This window comes from Microbacterium sp. 1.5R, assembly GCF_007667425.1.
Classification (GTDB): domain Bacteria; phylum Actinomycetota; class Actinomycetes; order Actinomycetales; family Microbacteriaceae; genus Microbacterium.
Genome location: NZ_VDRC01000002.1, coordinates 536,781 through 556,203, shown reverse-complemented (window position 1 = coordinate 556,203; position 19,423 = coordinate 536,781). Strand labels below are relative to the sequence as shown.

Annotated in this window: 21 protein-coding genes; 11 read left to right on the top strand and 10 right to left on the bottom strand. The window is 70.4% G+C overall.

The genetic code is table 11. The annotated features are described in order from the left end of the window. The first annotated feature begins 1 nt into the window (after window position 1). Window positions 2-289 (top strand): hypothetical protein, encoded by a 288-nt coding sequence (locus FSY98_RS13575; protein WP_144877182.1) that lies wholly within the window; start codon window positions 2-4, stop codon window positions 287-289. 80 nt (window positions 290-369) lie between these two features. Here the strand turns inward: FSY98_RS13575 and FSY98_RS13570 are convergent, their stop codons facing one another. Beyond that, window positions 370-1,083, bottom strand: a complete 714-nt coding sequence (locus tag FSY98_RS13570) for a ferritin-like fold-containing protein (protein WP_144877181.1) — start codon at window positions 1,081-1,083, stop codon at window positions 370-372. Window positions 1,084-1,250: 167 nt separating this feature from the next. On the opposite strand from FSY98_RS13570, the gene FSY98_RS13565 reads away from it, so the two are divergent. Then, complete coding sequence (locus tag FSY98_RS13565) at window positions 1,251-2,765, top strand: DEAD/DEAH box helicase (RefSeq protein WP_144877180.1); 1,515 nt, start codon at window positions 1,251-1,253, stop codon at window positions 2,763-2,765. Here the strand turns inward: FSY98_RS13565 and FSY98_RS13560 are convergent. Both FSY98_RS13560 and FSY98_RS13555 read right to left on the bottom strand, forming a co-directional pair. Continuing rightward, window positions 2,678-3,685, bottom strand: coding sequence for a DUF817 domain-containing protein (locus FSY98_RS13560; protein WP_144877179.1), 1,008 nt, complete (start codon window positions 3,683-3,685; stop codon window positions 2,678-2,680). The genes FSY98_RS13565 and FSY98_RS13560 overlap by 88 nt on opposite strands. Window positions 3,686-3,752: 67 nt before the next feature. After that, window positions 3,753-4,625, bottom strand: a complete 873-nt coding sequence (locus FSY98_RS13555; protein WP_144877178.1) for a PHP domain-containing protein — start codon at window positions 4,623-4,625, stop codon at window positions 3,753-3,755. 83 nt (window positions 4,626-4,708) lie between these two features. Between FSY98_RS13555 and FSY98_RS13550 the strand changes: the two genes are divergently transcribed. Both FSY98_RS13550 and FSY98_RS13545 read left to right on the top strand, forming a co-directional pair. Beyond that, the gene (locus tag FSY98_RS13550; protein ID WP_144877177.1) at window positions 4,709-5,731 is read left to right on the top strand and encodes an endonuclease/exonuclease/phosphatase family protein; all 1,023 of its coding nucleotides are present in this window, start codon (window positions 4,709-4,711) and stop codon (window positions 5,729-5,731) included. A gap of 34 nt (window positions 5,732-5,765) precedes the next feature. Continuing rightward, window positions 5,766-7,187, top strand: a complete 1,422-nt coding sequence (locus tag FSY98_RS13545; protein WP_144877176.1) for an aminopeptidase P family protein — start codon at window positions 5,766-5,768, stop codon at window positions 7,185-7,187. Window positions 7,188-7,328: 141 nt separating this feature from the next. Here FSY98_RS13545 and FSY98_RS13540 read toward each other — a convergent pair whose 3' ends face one another. Genes FSY98_RS13540 through FSY98_RS13530 form a run of 3 tightly spaced genes read right to left on the bottom strand, consistent with a single transcriptional unit; the run spans window position 7,329 to window position 9,345 of the window. Then, window positions 7,329-7,973 (bottom strand): alpha/beta family hydrolase, encoded by a 645-nt coding sequence (locus FSY98_RS13540; protein WP_144877175.1) that lies wholly within the window; start codon window positions 7,971-7,973, stop codon window positions 7,329-7,331. After that, window positions 7,973-8,638: a DUF4870 domain-containing protein gene (locus FSY98_RS13535; protein ID WP_144877174.1), complete on the bottom strand. Its 666-nt coding sequence runs from the start codon at window positions 8,636-8,638 to the stop codon at window positions 7,973-7,975. Before FSY98_RS13535 ends, FSY98_RS13540 begins: the two co-directional genes overlap by 1 nt. Next, window positions 8,638-9,345: a general stress protein gene (locus tag FSY98_RS13530; protein WP_186307689.1), complete on the bottom strand. Its 708-nt coding sequence runs from the start codon at window positions 9,343-9,345 to the stop codon at window positions 8,638-8,640. The genes FSY98_RS13535 and FSY98_RS13530 overlap by 1 nt, the downstream gene beginning before the upstream one ends. A gap of 101 nt (window positions 9,346-9,446) precedes the next feature. Here FSY98_RS13530 and FSY98_RS13525 point away from each other — a divergent pair, with 101 nt between their 5' ends. From FSY98_RS13525 to FSY98_RS13510, 4 genes are read left to right on the top strand one after another with little or no spacing between them, the layout of a single operon-like run. After that, window positions 9,447-10,727, top strand: coding sequence for a magnesium transporter MgtE N-terminal domain-containing protein (locus FSY98_RS13525; RefSeq protein ID WP_144877173.1), 1,281 nt, complete (start codon window positions 9,447-9,449; stop codon window positions 10,725-10,727). Then, complete coding sequence (locus FSY98_RS13520; RefSeq protein ID WP_144877738.1) at window positions 10,727-11,269, top strand: DUF1003 domain-containing protein; 543 nt, start codon at window positions 10,727-10,729, stop codon at window positions 11,267-11,269. Before FSY98_RS13525 ends, FSY98_RS13520 begins: the two co-directional genes overlap by 1 nt. Beyond that, complete coding sequence (locus FSY98_RS13515) at window positions 11,266-12,390, top strand: Mrp/NBP35 family ATP-binding protein (protein WP_144877172.1); 1,125 nt, start codon at window positions 11,266-11,268, stop codon at window positions 12,388-12,390. Before FSY98_RS13520 ends, FSY98_RS13515 begins: the two co-directional genes overlap by 4 nt. Next, a complete protein-coding gene (locus FSY98_RS13510; protein ID WP_260857405.1) occupies window positions 12,387-12,866 on the top strand; it encodes a YcxB family protein in 480 nt (159 codons plus the stop codon). Before FSY98_RS13515 ends, FSY98_RS13510 begins: the two co-directional genes overlap by 4 nt. A gap of 21 nt (window positions 12,867-12,887) precedes the next feature. On the opposite strand, the gene FSY98_RS13505 is transcribed toward FSY98_RS13510, so the two are convergent. Continuing rightward, the gene (locus FSY98_RS13505; protein WP_144877171.1) at window positions 12,888-13,271 is read right to left on the bottom strand and encodes a twin-arginine translocase TatA/TatE family subunit; all 384 of its coding nucleotides are present in this window, start codon (window positions 13,269-13,271) and stop codon (window positions 12,888-12,890) included. An 89-nt stretch (window positions 13,272-13,360) separates the two neighbouring features. Between FSY98_RS13505 and FSY98_RS13500 the strand changes: the two genes are divergently transcribed. Continuing rightward, window positions 13,361-13,996, top strand: a complete 636-nt coding sequence (locus FSY98_RS13500) for an O-methyltransferase (protein ID WP_144877170.1) — start codon at window positions 13,361-13,363, stop codon at window positions 13,994-13,996. A gap of 127 nt (window positions 13,997-14,123) precedes the next feature. Here the strand turns inward: FSY98_RS13500 and FSY98_RS13495 are convergent, their stop codons facing one another. From FSY98_RS13495 to dapE, 3 genes are all read right to left on the bottom strand, one after another. After that, the gene (locus FSY98_RS13495; protein ID WP_017203323.1) at window positions 14,124-14,297 is read right to left on the bottom strand and encodes a DUF3117 domain-containing protein; all 174 of its coding nucleotides are present in this window, start codon (window positions 14,295-14,297) and stop codon (window positions 14,124-14,126) included. A gap of 97 nt (window positions 14,298-14,394) precedes the next feature. Then, entirely contained in the window at window positions 14,395-15,612 is a 1,218-nt protein-coding gene (locus FSY98_RS13490) for a hypothetical protein (RefSeq protein ID WP_144877169.1), read from the bottom strand. After that, entirely contained in the window at window positions 15,594-16,667 is a 1,074-nt protein-coding gene (gene dapE, locus FSY98_RS13485; protein WP_144877168.1) for a succinyl-diaminopimelate desuccinylase, read from the bottom strand. The genes FSY98_RS13490 and dapE overlap by 19 nt, the downstream gene beginning before the upstream one ends. Window positions 16,668-16,733: 66 nt before the next feature. Here dapE and dapD point away from each other — a divergent pair, with 66 nt between their 5' ends. Beyond that, complete coding sequence (gene dapD, locus FSY98_RS13480; protein ID WP_144877167.1) at window positions 16,734-17,687, top strand: 2,3,4,5-tetrahydropyridine-2,6-dicarboxylate N-succinyltransferase; 954 nt, start codon at window positions 16,734-16,736, stop codon at window positions 17,685-17,687. A gap of 243 nt (window positions 17,688-17,930) precedes the next feature. Next, window positions 17,931-19,322, top strand: a complete 1,392-nt coding sequence (locus FSY98_RS13475) for a DEAD/DEAH box helicase (RefSeq protein ID WP_144877166.1) — start codon at window positions 17,931-17,933, stop codon at window positions 19,320-19,322. The last annotated feature ends 101 nt before the right edge of the window (window positions 19,323-19,423 follow it).

Below are 19,423 nucleotides of genomic sequence, written 5' to 3'. Positions count from 1 at the left end.
GATGTACATCCTCCTCGCGCTCATCGGCGCGTGCGTGCTCGGGATCGCCGCGCACTTCGTGATCGGTGGTCGTGAACTGCGCGGAGTGGCGTTCACGCCGGCAGTCTCGACCGCCGTCGCCGCGATCCTGTACACGGGCCTGCAGTGGCTCGGCGTGGGTGAGGGCGACATCTGGCTGTGGGTCGCGAGCGTGCTCGGCTCCGCGCTGGTCGCCGCCGCGGCGACCGCGGCGCTGGTGGCTTTCCGGCGTCGGTCCGATGCGTCGGCCAAGGCCGCGCTCGGCATCTGACCGCAGCTCGGCTTCAGTCGGGCGTCACCCCAGCAGGGCACTGCCGCAGCGCCACTGCAGCGCCAGCGCACTGCGGGTGGCTAAGACGCGAGCCCCATCGCGTCCATGCGCCGCGCGTGCGCGCCCATGAGCTCGGTGTACACCGGCTCGACCCGCTCCTCGGTCATGGCGGCGAGCTCCGGCTGGCGGAGAGCGGAGCGGCACACGAGGATCGTGTCGCCGACCAGACGTCGCGCCCACATCGACAGCAGCGAGCGCCACTCGCCGTCGCCGTCGATGGTCTCCTGGATGATCGCGACGATCTCATGCCGGGCGTCGTCCTGGCTGAGGATCCCGGCGACACGTGCACCCACCTCGCCGTAGCTCGAGGCGAGGGCCAGGTAGAAGTCGTCCAGCATGCCGGCCGTGGTGTACACCGACAGCAGGGTCTCGCGCGGGCGTGCGCCGATCGTCTTGCGGCGGAAAGCATCGAGGTTCTCGCGGAAGGGCAGCATCAGCTGCGTCGGGTCGTCACCGCGTTCGGCGATGAGGTCGACGATCGCGCGGTGCTTGGTGAGCGCGGCCCCTGCGGCGCGCGACAGCGACTCCTTCTCGGAGAGCTCCGGTGTGGCACGGATGAGACGCGTCAGAGTCTCGAAGTAGCCGAGCTGCAGATAGGCCGCCTGCCCGAGGAATCGGTCGAGCTCGGGGGCGACCTCCGAGAAGTCCACCTTCGTCGACGTGCCCTGATCGCCTCGGCTGCGCAACGCCAGTGTGCGACGGGGCGCGCTGCGCTTCCAGAACCAGTTGACCACGGGTTCACAATACTCGGACGAGCGGTCGCTCCGAGGCGTTCGCACCCCCTCGGGTAGGCTGTACCCGTCCCCGCCGTCGGAGCGGGGCCCGCGCCTGTGGCACATGAGACGGCGTGGATCCGTGAAACGTGGCGATCCTCGCAGGTCGCCGGACAGGCATCTGAACATTGACTACCTTCGCTGATCTCGGAATCGATCAGGACATCGTCGACGCACTCGCCGCCAAGGGCATCGTCGACGCCTTCCCCATCCAGGAGCAGACCATCCCCCTCGGCCTCCCGGGCCAGGACATCATCGGTCAGGCCAAGACGGGTACCGGCAAGACCTTCGGCTTCGGCATCCCCGTGGTGCAGCGTCTGGGCAAGGACCCCGAGCACGGCGTCAAGGCGCTCATCGTCGTCCCGACCCGCGAGCTCGCCGTGCAGGTGTACGAAGACATCGACCTGCTCACCAGCAACCGCTCCACGAGCGTCGTCGCGATCTACGGCGGCAAGGCCTACGAGGGCCAGATCGACCAGCTGAAGGCCGGTGCGCAGATCGTCGTCGGCACCCCGGGTCGCCTCATCGACCTCGCCGGACAGCGCCTTCTCGACCTGTCGAACGCCACTGAGGTCGTGCTCGACGAGGCGGACAAGATGCTCGACCTCGGCTTCCTCGCCGACATCGAGAAGATCTTCCAGAAGGTGCCGGCCGTCCGTCACACGCAGCTCTTCTCGGCGACCATGCCCGGTCCGATCGTCGCGCTGGCTCGGCGCTTCATGACCAACCCGATCCACATCCGTGCGAACGACCCCGACGAGGGTCTGACGCAGGCCAACATCAAGCACCTCGTCTACCGCGCCCACTCGCTCGACAAGGACGAGGTCATCGCCCGCATCCTGCAGGCGGAGGGACGCGGCAAGACCGTGATCTTCACGCGGACGAAGCGCGCGGCGCAGCGCCTCGTCGACGAGCTCGGCGACCGCGGCTTCAACGTCGGCGGCGTGCACGGAGACATGGGGCAGGACCAGCGCGAGCGGTCGATGGCCGCGTTCAAGGCCGGCAAGAAGGACGTTCTCGTCGCGACCGATGTCGCCGCCCGAGGGATCGACGTCGACGACGTGACGCACGTGATCAACCACACGATCCCCGACGAGGAGAAGACGTACCTGCACCGCGCCGGTCGCACCGGTCGCGCGGGCAAGACGGGCATCGCCGTCACCTTCGTCGACTGGGAGGACCTGCACAAGTGGGCCCTCATCAACCGCGCGCTCGAGTTCGGCCAGCCCGAGCCGACCGAGACGTACTCCTCGAGCCCGCACCTCTACACCGACCTCGACATCCCCGAGGGTACGAAGGGCCGCCTCGTCTCAGCCCCGAAGGTCGAGAAGCCGGCACGCACCCCGCGCCCGGAGCGGGCCGCCGACGCCGCGGCCGACGGTACCGCGGAGGGCGGCACGCGTCGTCGACGCCGCCGTCGTGGCGGATCAGCCCAGGTCGGATCGACCTTCGCCGAGGGTGCGACCGAGAACTCGGGAGACGACGCCGGCTCGTCCGCATCCGCCGACCGCAGCGCCGAGGGCGCCGGCACCCACGACGGCGCCGGCAAGGAGCATCACGACGGCAAGCCGGCCCCTGCGCGCCGGCGTCGTCGCCGCCGCGGCGGTTCGGGCGCCGGAGCGGCACCGGTCGCCGGAGCCTGAGCGGCTTCTCGAGAGAAGACCTCCGAGGGGGCGGATGCTGCGGCATCCGCCCCCTCCGTCGTCTCCGGGCGACGTGCCGGCGACCGGGGCGGATAGACCCACGTGACCATCACGACCGAGATGATCATGAGCAGGAACCACGAGCTGAGCTTGCTCAGGGAAACCGGCTGCCACTCGACCACCTGGTCGGGATACGCCCACGCCCCCGCCCAGGTCCCGATGTTCTCGGCGAGATAGATGAACAGGGCGACCCCGGCGAAGACCGCGAGCAGCGGCAGTCGGACCGTGCGTCGCCAGACCCGCGCGTGCATGACGGTCGGCAGCCACAGGATGACCACTGCGGCGAGAAGCAGCCACCGCGCGTCCCACCACCAGTGGTGCGTGAAGAAGTTGAGGTAGATCGCCGCGGCGAGCAGCGTCGTCAGCCATCGCCACGGATAGCGGGTGAATCCGAGGTCGAAGAGGCGGTAGACCCTGACCATGTACGAACCGACGGCCGCGTACATGAAGCCGCTGAACAGGGGAACGCCGCCGATGCGCAGGATGCCGTCTGCGGCATAGGCCCACGAGCCGACGTCGGTCTTGAAAAGCTCCATGACCGTGCCGGTCAGGTGGAAGAGCAGGATGACCCAGAGCTCGCGACCGGATTCGAGGCGGAACGCGAGCATCCCGATCTGGATGAGCACGGCGGCGATGGTGAGCGCGTCGTTGCGCGCGAGCGCGGCGTCGTCGGGGTACCAGAGCCGCGCCGCGACGATCACGACCAGCAGCAGCGCCCCGAACACGCATGCCCACGCCTGCTTGAGCACGAACACGGCGAACTCGACGAGTCCGGCGCGGACGCCGCGGTCGGAGGCGCCGAGGAGGATGCGGTGGGCGAACGCGTCGATCCGCTGCTCGAGGGGGGTCGCTCTCTGCATGCCGGGAAGCGTATCCGCGCTCCTCGACAGTTGGCCGTGAGAGACGCCGGGACCGCCCGGTCGGTCGTCAGGGAAGCCGCGGCGTAGACCCGGTGGCGCGGTCGATCAGTCGGGCGACCATGTCGTCGGATGTCGTGTTCTCCCCCGGAAGATTCGGCTTGCCCGTTCCGTGATAGTCGCTGGAGCCGGTGACGATCAGGTCGTGAGCGGCGGCGATCCGCCGCAATGTGCGCTTGCCGTCTTCGGTGTTCTCGCGGTGATCGATCTCGAAGCCGCCGAGTCCCGCGTCGATCAGTCGCTCGATGAAAGCGACCGGCATCATCCGATCCCGCCCCGCCGTGACCGGATGCGCGATGATCGCGACGCCACCGGCCTCGAGGATGAGTCGCACCGCCGTGAGCGGATCCGGCGCGTAGTGCGGCTCGTAGTACCCCTCGCGTGGGTGCAGGATCCCGTCGAAGGCCTCGGTGCGGTCGCGGACGATGCCCCGAGCGACGAGCGCGTCGGCGATGTGCGGGCGGCCGACCGTGGCATCCGGAGTCGTCTGGGCCACCACATCCTCCCAGCGCAGGTCGTAGTCGCGCCCGATGCTGCGGACGATCCGCTCCGCTCGTCCGATGCGGTCCCCCCGGATGCGCTCGGTCTCGGCCACGAGCCCTTCGTGGGCGGGGTCGAAGAGGTAGCCCAGCACGTGCACGCTGCGCCATTCGTGCTTCGCCGAGAGCTCCATGCCGGGAAGGAAGGTCATCCCCAGGTCGACGGCGGCGGCCCCGGCCTCGTCCCACCCCGTCGTGCGGTCGTGGTCGGTGAGGGCCGCGGTCCGCACTCCGTGCGCGTGCGCCTGCCGCATGACCGTGGCGGGCGACTCCGTGCCGTCCGAGTGGTTGGAATGCAGGTGCAGGTCTGCGGGACCAGCGAAGCGGGAGGAGCGAACGGCCATCCTCCGAGCGTACCCAGCGCCGAGGCCCCGAGACGCGCGCACGCGGCAGGGACTTCACAGCGACCGCTCCTAGGCTGGTCGCGATGCTACGACTCCTCGGGATCCTGTTCACGGTGCTGCTCGCGATCGCGACGGCGGTCGTCGTGTGGCCGCAGTTCTTCCACCTCGAGCAGACCTGGCCCTTCGCGCAGATCGTCGCCGTTCGCGGGCTCGTCCTCGGCGCCCTCCTCGTCGTCGCGGTGCTGGCTCTCCTGCTGCTCCTCGCGCGGCCGCTGCGCGGCTTCGCGGCATCCGTCCTCATCGTGGCACTGCTCGGCGCCGGCGCGACGGGCGTGGTCGGGATGACCCGCGGCTTCGGGGGAAGCACGATGCCTGCGGCGACCGACACCAGCATCCGCGTGCTCACCTGGAACACGGCCGGAGACGCGGTCTCCGCCGAGCAGATCGCGCAGCAGATCCTCGACCAGGGCGCCGATATCGTCGCGCTGCCCGAGACGACCGAGGCCGTGGGCGAGCAGATAGCGGTGATGCTGCGCGAGCAGGGGCACCCGATGTGGGTGCACCACGTGCAGTTCCAGCCGGACGTCGTCGACGGGCCGAAATCATGGCACACCACCGTGCTCGTCTCCCCCGAGCTCGGCGAGTACTCGGTGATCGAGTCCTCGGAGGACGGATCGAGCAACACCGGCTCGGTGCCGAGCGCCGTGCTGATGCCGGTGGGAGGGACGGGTCCGACGATCGTCGCCGTCCACGCCGTCGCCCCTCGGATGGAGGAGATGGAGCAGTGGCGCAGCGATTTGCGCTGGATCGCCGACCAGTGCCCCGAGGGCGACTTCGTGCTCGCCGGCGACTTCAACGCCACCGTCGACCACATGGCCGGTCTCGGCGTCGAGGGGGGCAACATGGGCTACTGCCGCGACGTCGCCTCGCGCACGGGGAACGGACTCGGAGGCACCTGGCCGAGTTCGCTCCCCGCGCTGCTGAGCGCACCGATCGATCACGTCATGGCCTCCCCGAACTGGACGCCGACGGGATCGGTCGTGATCGACGACGCCGGCGGCAGCGACCACCGCGGTCTCGTGGTGCAGCTGGAGCCCGCCGGCTGACATCCCGCCGCCGGTCAGGTGACAGACTGGAGGGATGAGCACCGCAGAGCGCGACACGATCGCAGAGCCCGCCGTCGAGACACCGGTCGAGAACAGCACCACCAACCGCAAGCAGCCTTTCCCCCGTGGCTTCCTCGACACGATCTCGAGCGGTTGGGCGGACCGCCCTGAGTCCCTTCCGACGGCCCGCCCGCAGGCGTCCTTCGCCGCCGCGCGCCGTGCGGTGGTGTCTGCCGCCTTCCCCGGCAAGCGCCTCGTGATCCCTGCCGGGTCGCTCAAGCAGCGCAGCAACGACACCGACTACCCGTTCCGCGCGCACTCCGCGTTCGCGCACCTGACGGGCTGGGCCGCCGACTCGGAGCCCGACTCGGTGCTCGTCTTCGAGCCGACCGAAGACGGCCACGACGTCACGCTGTACTTCCGCGAGCGCGCCGACCGCACCACCACCGAGTTCTATGCGGATGCCACGGTCGGCGAGTTCTGGATCGGACCGCGCCCGTCTCTCGCCGGCGTCGCCGCCGACCTCGACATCGCCACCGCCCACCTCGACGAATACGCCGAGGCCGACGGAGCACTCCTGCTCGACGAGTCGGAAGACCTCACCCGCGTGGTCTCCGAGCTGCGGCTCGTGAAGGACGAGTACGAGATCGCCGAGATGCGCCGCGTCGTCGACATCACCGCGCAGGGCTTCGACGACATCATCCGCGCCCTCCCCGACGCGATCGCGCACGCCCGCGGCGAGCGCGTCGTCGAGGGCGTCTTCCACCGCCGCGCGCGGGAGGACGGCAACGGCGAGGGCTACGACACGATCGCGGCATCCGGCCCGCACGCCTGCTACCTGCACTGGACCCGCAACGACGGCACCGTCGTGCCCGGCGACCTCATCCTCGTCGACGCCGGCGTCGAGGCCGACAGCCTCTACACGGCCGACATCACGCGCACCCTCCCCGTCTCCGGCACGTTCACCGACGTGCAGCGCCGCGTCTACGAGACCGTGCGCGAAGCCGCCGACGCCGCATTCGCCGCAGCCCGTATCGGTGTGCGGTTCCGCGAGGTGCATGCCGCCGCCATGCAGGTGATCGCCACCCGGGTCGCCGAGTGGGGGCTGCTGCCGGTCACGGCCGAGGAGGCCCTCGACGCGGATGCCGGCGGCCAGCACCGCCGCTACATGGTGCACGGCACCTCGCACCACCTCGGCATCGACGTCCACGACTGCGCCCAGGCGCGTCGCGAGATGTACTACGACGGCATCCTCGCCCCGGGCATGGTGTTCACGATCGAGCCGGGACTGTACTTCCAGATCGACGACCTCACGGTGCCGGTCGAGTACCGCGGCATCGGTGTGCGCATCGAAGACGACATCCTCATGACCGAGGACGGACCCGTGAACCTCTCGGCAGGCATCCCCCGCACCGCCGACGAGGTCGAGGCCTGGATCGCCCGCGTGCAGGCCTGACGCCGTCGCCGTCGCCGCGCCGAGATCAGGACGCTGTGCCGAGATCAGGAGGGTTTCTGCGAGAACCTCCTGATCTCGGCGCATGCCCCTGATCTGGGCGACCGCGTCCGATCTCGGCGCATGCCCCTGGTCGGACGGAGGTCAGCGGATGAAGTCGGCGACGACCGGAGCGAGCGAGGCCCCGATCTCGTCAGCCGGTCGCTTGCGGCCCTTGACCTCGAAGGTGTGCCCTCCGCCCTCGATCCACGCCACGCGGGCGTCGCGGCAGGTCGCCACCACCTCCTCGAACTGCGAACGAGGCTGGATGAACGGGTCGTTGGTCCCCTCCACGAACAGCTGCGGCACCGCGATCGCCGGAAGGTGCTCCGCTCGAGGCTTCTCCGGCTTCCCCGGCGCGTGCAACGGGTAGCCGAGGTAGGCGAGCCCGTCGACGGCGAGCCCCTGGGCCACGGCCATCGACGCCATCCGACCGCCGTAGGACTTGCCCACCGCCCACACCGCCCCACCCGGATGCTGCTCGCGGACTGCCTCGACGACCGCCTCCCACGTCGCGATCGCATGCGCGGCGGGTCCCGGCATCCGTCGTCCCTGCTCCACGTACGGGAAGTTGAAGCGCAGTGTCATGAGGCCGAGGTCGTTCAGCGCGCCGGCGAAGCCGGTGAGGAACGGATGATCCTTGCCCGTTCCCGCCCCATGCGCGATCACGACGACCGTGTCGCCATCGCCCGACCAGTCGGCGGACACCGTGGTCTCCCCCGTCGGCAGAGGGACCCGGACGTCGGCCATCAGGGGCGGAGGTACGGGATGGCGAACGGCACGCGCATGACCTTGCCGGCTGACGCGCGCACCATCCCGACGATCACGACCACGAGGTGCAGGATGCCCACCGCGATGTACAGCAGGATGACGGTGCCGAAGGGGAAGAACCCCGAGATCGGCCCGTTCGACGACAGCACGAACAGCAGTACGAAGTGCGAGATGAGCAGCACCGTCGAGACGAGCAGATAGGTGAGTCCCCAGTTGAGGGCCTGGCGGGCGTTCTCCCGCGCGACTCCCCCGGCTCGACGAGATGCGCCGCCGCTCACAGCCATGGCGACGCCCGAGGCGATGCCGCCGACGAACGGGAACGGGATGAGGATGAGGAGACCCAGCGCCCAGGGCAGCAGACCCTTCGGCGGAGCGGCGATCGGGTATGCACCGGCCGGGTAACCGGCGGGCGGAGCGGGATACCCGAACTGCGGCGGCTGCCCGTACTGCGGCGGCTGCTGCCCATACTGCGGCTGCTGCCCATACTGCTGCGGCGGCTGCCCGTTCTGCGGCGGCTGCCCGTACTGCGGCGGCTGCCCGTACTGCGGCGGCCGCCCGTACTGCGGCTGCTGCGGCTGCTGCGGCTGCTGCGGTTGCGGGAACTCCGGCTGCAGCCCCTGCCCCTGCGGGTCGTTCGTGCTCATCAGGCGCCTTCCGGCTTCGGGGTGCCGGGCACCTTCGTCTCGGGAGCCTCGACCGGCGGCGCTGCCGGGTCAGCGGGACGCGGGGGGACCACGGGCTCCCCGCTCGGGGCGTCGGGCCCGGCCGGCGCACCGGTCTGACCTTCCGGAGCGGCGGGCGGCGGGGTGTGCTGCCCACCAGTGGGGATCCGCTCGCCGTACTTCGGCGGCTCGTCGAGATCCACCGGCTGACGCACGGTCGTCGGCCGCACGGCGCCGAGCACCTGACGCGCCTTGCTGAGCGAGGTGGCCTGCACCCGCACCTCGTAGTGATCGGCGGCGAACTGGGTGACGCTGGCGAAATCGCGGCGCCGACGGACGATCGCGTACGTCACGAGGCTCAGCAGCATGCCGAGCGCGACGCCGATGAAGACGAAGCCCACGAACAGCTGGATCGGCACCTCGGGGTTGCCGAGAACGAGGATGGCCGAGAGGAAGAGTCCGATGAGCACGCCGTTGATGGCGCCCGAACGTGCAGCGGCGGCATAGCCGAGCCTGCCGGTGACGCGCTCGACCGTGCGGACGTTCTGCCCGACGATGGCGATGTCGCGGGCCGGCACCTCCTGCGCGATCAACTTGGAGACGGTCTTCTGCGCACCCTCGTAATCGCGGGTCGAGGCGACGATCTCGCCATCGTCGCGACTGTCGGTCGGACGGTTCAGCATGCTCATCCGGCCATTGTCCCACGCCCTCCTCGCTCCGGGCTCCGAGCCGAGCGCTCCTCGGACACATGCGCCGCTCTCCCCCGCGTCTCGCGGACTACGCTGGACGAGTGAGCACACAACGGGTATTCGCCGCGCGCCTGGCAGGTTGCGCCGTCTTCGACCCCGTGGGCGACCGGCTCGGCAAGGTCCGTGACGTCGTCATCGTGTACCGAAGTACGGCAGCGCCGCGCGTGATCGGACTCGTCGTCGAGATCCCGGGGCGCCGCCACGTGTTCCTCTCCATCGGACGCGTCACGTCGATCCGCTCGGGTCAAGTCATCACCACGGGGCTCATCAACGTGCGCCGGTTCTCTCCGCGCGCCGGTGAGGTGCGCATCCTCGCCGAGATGCTCGGGCGACGCGTGACCCTTGTCGACGGCACCGGCGACGCCGTGATCGAAGATGTGGCGATCGAACCGAACCGCCTGGGTGAATGGGCGATCAGTCAGCTGTTCCTGCGGCGACCGAAGACGAGCGCGTCCCCTTTCGCGAAGGGGCCGACCACGTTCGCCGCCTGGAGCGAGGTCGCCGAGCAGCGCTCCCCCGGCGAGGCGCAGTCCGCCGAGCAGCTCGTCGCGTCGTACTCCGAGCTGCACGCGGCCGATCTCGCCAACACACTCCTCGATCTTCCGCAGCAGCGCATGATCGAGGTCGCCGAGGAGCTCTCCGACGACCGACTGGCCGACGCTCTCGAAGAGATGCCCGAGGACGAGCAGGTGCACATCCTCGACCGCCTCGGCGACGAGCGAGCCGCCGACATCCTCGACCAGATGGAACCGGACGACGCCGCCGATCTCCTCGCCCAGCTGCCGCCGAACCGTCTCGAGCAGCTCCTCGAACTGATGGAACCGGAGGAGGCCGAGGACGTGCGGATGCTGCTGCGCTACGGCCCCGACACCGCCGGCGGTCTGATGACGCCGGAGCCCATCGTGCTCTCGGCCGACGCGACCGTCGCCGAGGCCCTTGCGCTGATCCGCCGTCACGAGCTGCACCCGGCACTGGCCGCGGCCGTGTTCGTCACCCTGCCGCCGTTCGAGACGCCGACCGGCCGACTGCTCGGAATGGTGCACTTCCAGCGGATGCTGCGTTACCCGCCGCACGAGCGTCTCGGCGCCATCGTCGACGACAGTCTCGAGCCCGTTCCGGTCACCGCCTCCGCCGCAGAGGTTGCGAGGATGCTGGCGAGCTACGACCTGGTCTCCCTCCCCGTGATCGATGCCGCGCACCGGCTCGTCGGAGCCATCAGCATCGACGATGTGCTCGACTACCTGCTCCCCGACGACTGGCGCACGCACGACACAGACGACAGCGTTCAGCAGCCCGCACCGGTGCAGAAGGAGGTGGGATGATGGCACGCTCCCGCAGCCGCTCACCCCAGCTCGATGCGCCGCTCGGTCGCGGCACCTCCCGCGCCCGCCCGACCTCCCGCGATCGCTTCGGCCGGTTCACGGAGTGGGTCGCCCGCGCGATGGGCACCCCGGCGTTCCTCGTCATCCTGACTCTCTTCTGCGTCCTCTGGATCGGCTGGAACACGCTGATGCCCTACGGTCTGCGCTTCGATGACGCCGCTCTCGGCTTCACCGCGCTGACCCTGATGCTCTCCCTGCAGGCGTCGTACGCCGCTCCCCTGATCCTGCTCGCGCAGAACCGGCAGGACGACCGCGACCGCGTTCAGATCGAGCAGGACCGACAGCGCGCCGAGCGCAACCTCGCCGACACCGAGTACCTCGCTCGCGAGATCGTGGCTCTGCGCATGTCGCTCGAGGAGCGCAACTCCCAGGTCATCACGCGCGACGTGCTCCGGCACGAGCTGAAGGCACTGCTGGCCGAGCTCGGCGAGCATGAGGAATCAGCGGAGGAGCGGCGGGCGAAGAGCCGCTCGACCCCATGAGCACGGTCGAAGCCGTCCGCGCTGCCGTGGCCGCGGTATCGGACCCGGAGCTGCGGCGTCCGATCGGCGACCTCGACATGGTGCGGGAGGTCGCGGTCGACGGATCCGCCGCGCGGGTCGGCATCGTCCTCACCATCGTCGGCTGCCCTGCCGCGGCGCGCATCGAGTCCGATGTGCGCGCCGCCGCGGCATCCGTCCCCGGTATCGACGATGTCGAGGTGCAGGTCGGCGTGATGACGCCGACGGAGCGCAAGGCGCTCACCGAGAAGCTCAGAGACGGCCGCGCACCGAGGCAGATGCCGTTCGGTCCGGACTCCCTGACCCGCGTCATCCTCGTCTCGAGCGGCAAGGGCGGCGTCGGCAAGTCCTCGGTGACGGCGAACCTCGCAGTCGCGCTGGCCGATCAAGGGCTCGCGGTCGGACTCGTGGACGCCGATGTGCACGGCTTCTCGATCCCCGGCCTCCTCGGCATTCCCGCCGGTACGCAGCCCACGCGCATCGACGACCTCATGCTGCCGCCCGTGGCGCACGGCGTGAAGACCATCTCGATCGGCATGTTCCTGCGCGACGGCGAGGCGGTCGTCGCCTGGCGCGGGCCGATGCTGCACCGCACGGTGCAGCAGTTCCTCACCGACGTATTCTTCGGCGATCTCGACGTGCTGCTCATCGACATGCCGCCTGGCACCGGAGACATCGCGATCTCGATCGGACAGCTGCTCCCCCACGCCGAGGTGCTCGTCGTGACGACTCCGCAGACGGCCGCGGCCGACGTCGCGATCCGCAGCGGGCTCGTCGCCCGCCAGACCGGGCAGCGGGTGATCGGCGTGGTCGAGAACATGGGCCCGCTGACGCTGCCCGACGGTTCGGTCATGGATCTCTTCGGCTCGGGCGGTGGAGCAGCCGTCGCGCAGGCGCTGTCCGCCGACAGCCCCGTGCCGCTGCTCGCCTCGATCCCGTTGAGCCCGGAGCTGCGCGCCGGCGGCGATGCGGGAGCACCGATCGTGCTCACGGACGAGACGGATGCCGCTGCCGCTGCCATCCGTGACCTCGCCCGCACGCTCGCGCGCCAGGGTCGCAGGCTGTCGGGGCGCTCGCTCCCGATGACGGTCGGCCCGGCGTGAGCGTCACCGTCTCCGAGGCGCTGGTGCGGCGGATGGCCCGCGATGCCGCCGTCTACGGCCTCACCCGGCCGTGGGCGATCGTCATGTGGGTCGCGCTCGCGGCGAGCCTCGTGCTGAGCATCCTGAATCTGACGGTCGGGTCAGGAGCAGCCGTCAGCGGAACGGCCGCGTGGCTGCCCTTCTTCAGCGTCGCGCTGATGGCGGTGGCCGTCGGCATGACGGTCTCGGGTGCACGACGCGCGGTGCGTCAGGCGCTGCCGCCCGGTACGGTCACCTGGGCGCGTCTGAACGACGAGACGCTGCAGATCGGGGCCGACCGCCGGGTGTCGGTGATCCCGTACGACACGTTCCAGGGCATGCGGGTCGGGAGCGACGCCGTGATTCTCCGCGTCCAGGGCTCGTCAGCCGTCACCGCCGTGCCGCGCATCCTCTTCACAGACCATGAGGTCGCACTGCTGCGCGACCGCATCGGCTGAGCGCGGGACCGCGACGTCGGCTCAGGTCGCTTCGGCGTCGTAGGGCGGAGGGCTGTCGACGGAGAAGTCCCGCCGCACCGTCGGCTTCTTGGGCACGACCGCGGGCTCGGCGACCACGCCGGCACTGGGCGTGGGGGTCGGGGCTCGGTCGTCCTCGAACAGGGCATCCCTGATGATGCGGCGAGGGTCGTACTGGCGGGGGTCGAGCTTGCGCCAGTCGACGTCGTCGAGCTCGGGACCCATCTCGTCTCGTACGCGTGTGCGTGTGTCGCGGAGAAACTCCCCGGCGCGGCGGGCCAGTTTCGCCACGCTCTCGGCATAGCGAGGCAGCCGCTCAGGTCCGACGAGCAGAACAGCGATCAGACCGATCAGCAGCAGCTTCTCGAACGTGATACCGAACTGCATCTGTCCAGGCTACCGCCGCGCCTGCCCGCCTGCCGCACGCCGAGCGCATACGCTGGGAACACAGAGACCTCAGTCGGGAGAATCAGGCCATGAGCGAGAACGATGCGAACGCACGTTTCATCCGCGAGTCGATCGTGGAGCCGTCCGCGATCGCCCGCGCGCGTGCGCACGCCGTCGAGCTCGGCGCCGCCCCGGTCAGCGCCGCCGTCGGCTCGCAGATCGCGGTGCTCGCCGCCGCGACCGGCGCCCGTTCGATCGTCGAGATCGGCACCGGCGCAGGCGTCTCGGGCCTCTGGCTGATGCGCGGAGCGCCGCAGGCGGTGCTGACGTCGATCGACAACGAGCCGGAGCACCTCGCGGCCGCGCGTCAGTCGTTCGCCGACGCGCGCATCCCCGCCACCAAGGCGCGCTTCATCACGGGCCGAGCGGCCGACGTGCTCCCCCGCATGAACGAGGCGTCCTACGACATCGTCCTCGTCGACGCAGACCCCGAGAACGTGATCGAGTACGTGGAGCACGGTCTGCGCCTGGTGCGCACCGGCGGAATGGTCCTGGTCCCGCGCGTGCTCGTCGGCGGCAAGGTCGCCGACCCCGTGCAGCGCGACGCGGTCACCACCGCTTTCCGCTCCCTGATCCAGGAGACGCAGGAGTCGCCGGCGGTTCTCGCGACGGTCTCGTCGGCCGGTGAAGGACTGCTCCAGCTCGTCAGCATCGCTGCAGACTGACCTGTCGGCATCGCGGCGGACCGACCCGTCGATCGCGGCGCGGAGGCGGCGCCGTGAAACGCGAAGAGGGCGACGGATCACTCCGTCGCCCTCTTCGGTGGTCCGCGTCGAGCGGACCGGAGTTCGGTCAGGCCGGTGCCACGACGGCTGCCAGCACGTCGTGAAGCTCCTTCGCCTCAGCGTCGTTCACGGACACGACCAGGCGGCCGCCGCCTTCGAGCGGGACACGCACGATGATGAGGCGCCCTTCTTTCACGGCCTCCATCGGTCCGTCTCCGGTCCTCGGCTTCATCGCTGCCATCGTGGGCTCCTTTTCCTCCGGTGGTATGCGATCAGTTTATCGGGTGCAACCGAGACCTGGATGTCTGCTGAGAAGAAATGCAACCGCGCGTTAACATTCACGGGACCTGCCAGAAGGTGTTCCCCAGTGCGTACACGTGGAAGATCCATATCCACTGACCCGCCGCGCAGGCCGCGAGGACCCCGAGTCGCCAGAGACGGGATCGGGGAACGGCGAGTGCTCCCCACAGCGGACTCACCGGCAGCAGCAGGCGGAAGGTGCTCGACTGCGGGAAGAAGACCGCGAGCAGGTAGAGCAGGTAACTCGCGCTCCACAGACGCAGGTCGGGGCCGAGACGGCGCACCTGGGGCAGATACAGCAGCGCCGCAGCCAGCGCGACGACGAGGAGGGCGAGGGCGGCGGGACCCCATCCCGTCGGGAGGCCCCACTGCGCGAACCAGAACGACGACGCCTGCACCCACCCCTCGAACGGGATGAACCCCTCGACGCCCCCGACGATCCAGAGGCGCCGCCAGGCGAGTTCCGTCGCGAGGTAGGCGTCGACGTCGCCGGTGACGACGCCGGCGATGAGCTGCCAGGCGAAACCGCAAGCGACCGCGAGCGCACCGGCCGCCAGGATGTGGACCACCTCGAGGCGACGGAGCGGATCCTCCCGGCGGCGCAGGACGCGCAGGATGCCGTGCAGCCCGAGGTACAGCGCGAACGCCAGGATCCCGGGGCGCGTGAACGCCATCACGGGGATCAAGAGGTAGAGCCAGACATACCGCCGACGGATCGTGGCGTCCAGCGCGAGGAACAGCAGCAGGAGGAACAGCGTCTCGGCGTAGCCGACCTGGAACATCGCGGCCAGCGGACCGAAGGCGAAGAACGTCACCGCCCACAGCGCGGCGGCCCGTCCGATCCGCTCACGGAGGAGCCGGTTCAGGGCGAGGCAGGCGAGGTAGCCGGCCCCGAACGAGAGCAGCAGCGCACCCGCGCCCCATGACCCGACCAAAAACCCGATGCCTTTCGCCGCGTACGCGAAGACCGGCATGAACGCCCACGCGCTCTCGCCGACATCGCCGGAGTCCGTGCGCGGCAGCGTCGACGGGTAGCCCTCTTCGGCGACGAGCCAATACCACTGCGCGTCCCACCCGACGACGAAATCGCCGAGCCCGGGATCCGCGCCGAAGCGCGAGAGCGAGGTCGACTGCAGGGCGGCCACGATCATCAGCGCGGTCGTGACCGCACGTGCCACGAGGTAGATCACGGCGACCTGCAGGGGCACGGGGACGCGTGCCCACCGCCGCGCGAGCGTCAGCGCGAGCTGAGCCACGTACGCAGCCCTCGCTCCACGGCCTCGATCTGCGCGACGGGGACGCGCTCTTCGTCATGATGGGCGAGGTGCGGGTCGCCCGGCCCGTAGTTGACGGCGGGGATGCCGAGGGCCGAGAACCGCGCGACATCGGTCCATCCGTACTTCGGACGCGGTTCTGCGCCCACTGCCGCGACGAACTCCTGCGCGATCGGGGCGTCGAGACCGGGGCGCGCGCCCTCCGCGGCATCCGTGATCTCGACGTCGAAGCCGGCGAGGAGGTTGCGGATGTGGGCCTCGGCATCCGCCGCGGACTTGCTCGGAGCGAAGCGGTAGTTGACCTCGATCTCGCAGGCGTCCGGGATGACGTTGCCGGCGACGCCGCCGGTGATCCGCACCGCGCTCATGCTCTCGCGGTACAGCAGCCCCTCGACGGCGACCTCCCGAGCCCGGTACTCGGCGAGCCTCGCGAGAACGGGCGCCGCGCGGTGGATCGCGTTCTCGCCGATCCATGCCCGCGCCGCGTGGGCTCGCACGCCGGCGAGGCGCACGATCGCGCGCATGGTGCCGTTGCATCCTCCCTCGACCTCGCCGTTGGATGGCTCGCCGAGGATCGCGAAGTCCGCCTGGAACAGATCGGGACGGTCGGCAGCGAGCAGCGTCAGCCCGTTCTTGGAGGCCTCGACCTCTTCGTTGTCGTACCACATCCAGGTGATGTCGACGGCGGGATCGGTGAGCTCGGCCGCCAGCTTGAGCTGCACGGCGACGCCGGCCTTCATGTCGACGGTCCCTCGACCCCACAGATGCGGCGCACCGTCGATGTCGATGTCGCGCGTGGGCACGTTGCCGTTGATCGGCACCGTGTCGATGTGGCCGGCGATCGCGACCCGCTGCTCGCGGCCGAGGGCGGTGCGCGCGACGATCGTGTTGCCGTGCCGGATCACCTCGAGATGCGCGAGACCCGAGACGGCCGCCTCGATCGCGTCGGCGAGCGGCTTCTCGTCGCCGGAGACGCTGGGGATGTCGCAGATCGCGCGGGTCAGATCGAGGGATGACGCGGTGAGGTCGAGCAGCATGGACCCCAGCCTACTTACCCCGTCATGCGGACGGTCACGGTCAGCGGAGGACGATACCGTGGAGGAATGACTGAGTCGCGCACCGTGTGGGGTATTGGACTTTCGACGATCGCCGGAGACGGCACCGTACTCGACGCCTGGTTCCCCGAGGTCTCGACGACGGCCCCCTCGGCGGAGGACGCCGCCGCAGCCCTCCTGGCTTTGGACGCCGCCGCGGGTCCCGACGAACGGCGCAACGCGACCGTCGAGACCGTGCAGCTGCACATCGACCTCGATGAGTCGCCCGCGTCGACGGTCGACGCCTACCTCCGTCTGCACGCCCTGTCCCATCTCGTCGTGCGGCCCAACGAGCTCGACCTCGATGGCATCTTCGGGCATCTTCCGAACGTGGCGTGGACGAACGCCGGTCCCATGCTCCCCGCCGACGCGGCGCGGCTTCGACCGCTTCTTCAGCGTGCCGGCATCCAGGTGCAGGGCCTCGACAAGTTCCCGCGTCTCACCGACTACGTCCAGCCAGCCGGCGTGCGCATCGCCGACGCCTCGCGAGTGCGCCTCGGTGCGCACCTCTCCCCCGGCACCACGGTCATGCACGAGGGATTCGTGAACTTCAACGCCGGCACGCTCGGAGCCTCCATGGTCGAGGGACGGATCTCGCAGGGCGTGGTCGTCGGGGACGGCAGCGATATCGGCGGCGGCTCGTCGATCATGGGCACCCTCTCCGGGGGCGGATCCCACCGCGTCTCGATCGGCGCACGCACGCTCCTCGGCGCGAACGCCGGGATCGGCATCTCGCTCGGCGACGACTGCATCGTCGAGGCGGGCCTGTACGTCACAGCCGGGACCAAGGTCGTGCTGGTCGACGCACCCGCGACGCCGGGCGGCGGACGACCGACCGTCAAGGGCGCCGAGCTGTCGGGGCGCGACGGGCTGCTGTTCCGTCGCAACTCGCTCAGCGGTGCGGTCGAGGCCGTCGCGCGGGCCGGCGTCGGCGTCACCCTGAACGACGCGCTGCACGCCTGACGCCGAGGCGCGCCGGGTGATCCGCCTGCGCTGATAGACTGATGGGGTCGCACGGGCCCCAAGTCCGGCGATGTCGTCGTCGTCACGGGGTCTCCGAGGACCGAAGCGGGCAGTCATTCGCCCCCACAACCAGCCGTTGCTGGCCTTTCGCACGGCGAACCGATGCGCTGTCCTGCGCCGTCGCCACCTCATACCCAGAACCCTCGCGTGCGGTCGTTCGCACGCGCTGGTGGAGTTTTCTCAATGCCTTCCTTCCTCGAACTCGGCGTACCAGCCGATCTCGCCGCCGTCCTCGCCGAATCCGGCAAGACCGAGGCGTTCGCGATCCAGCGCGACACCCTCCCCGACTCCCTCGCCGGACGCGACCTGCTCGGCCGTGGCCGCACGGGCAGCGGCAAGACCATCGCCTTCGCGCTGCCGCTCGTCGCGCGCCTCGCCGCCTCCGGCAAGAAGCGCCGCGCCGGCCTGCCGCGCGGACTCGTGCTCGCACCGACCCGCGAGCTCGCCACGCAGATCGCGGCGACCGTCACCCCGCTCGCCGAGGCCGCCGGCCTCAAGGTCACGACCGTCTTCGGCGGTGTGAGCCAGCGCCCGCAGGAGCAGGCGCTGAACGGCGGCGTCGACATCGTCGTCGCCTGCCCCGGCCGTCTCGAGGACCTCATGAAGCAGCAGGTCGTCCGCCTGAGCGAGATCGAGGTCACCGTCCTCGACGAGGCCGACCACATGGCAGACCTGGGGTTCCTCCCCGGCGTCACCCGCATCCTGAATGCGACGCCCGCCGGTGGACAGCGGCTGCTGTTCAGCGCGACGCTCGACCGCGGCATCGACAGCCTCGCCCGCCGGTTCCTCGTGAACCCGGTGAGCCATGAGGTCGACGAGGCCAGTGTGCCCGTCGGCGAGATGACCCACCGCGTGCTCGTCGTCGAGTCCACCGATAACAAGACGACGCTCGTGCGCGACCTCGCCTCCGGCACCGGTCGCCGCATCCTCTTCACCCGCACGAAGCACCAGGCGAAGAAGCTCGCGAAGCAGCTCACCGCCGCGGGGATCCCCGCGGTCGATCTGCACGGCAACCTGTCGCAGAACGCGCGCGAGCGCAATCTCGGCGCCTTCTCGAGCGACCCCGAGGACGGCGGCGTGCGCGTGCTCGTCGCGACCGACGTCGCAGCCCGCGGGGTGCACGTCGACAACGTCGACCTCGTGGTGCACGTCGACCCGCCCATGGAGCACAAGGCCTACCTGCACCGTTCCGGTCGCACCGCACGCGCGGGTGCCGCGGGAACCGTCGTCACGGTGGTGCTGCCCGAGCAGCGCCGCGACGTGAAGGATCTGCTCCGCAAGGCGGCCATCTCGGTCGCCCTCGAAGAGGTCACCGCCGCCGCCGTGACCGAGCTCGTGCCGGAGCGCGCGCCGCACGTGCGCCCCGCCCCCGTGCAGGCGCAGCCGCAGCGCCAGGCTGCGAAGCAGCGGCCGGCGGGCGGCGAGCGCAACGGCGCGGCCACGCCGCCCGCTCGCCGTCGTCGCCGCCCCCGTTCAGGCGCGGGCGGCCAGGGCTCCGGCCAGTCGACATCCGGCTCCCGCCAGGGCGGGCAGCAGCGTCAGGGCGGCCGCGGACGCGGCGGCCAGGCGCGCTGACCCCAGCCCGACTTCCTCGACGCCCCATCTGCGCCGCGACGCCCCACCCGGGCAGCGTCGTTCAGGTGGGGCGTCGTCGTTCCGGTGGAGCGTCGGCGAGA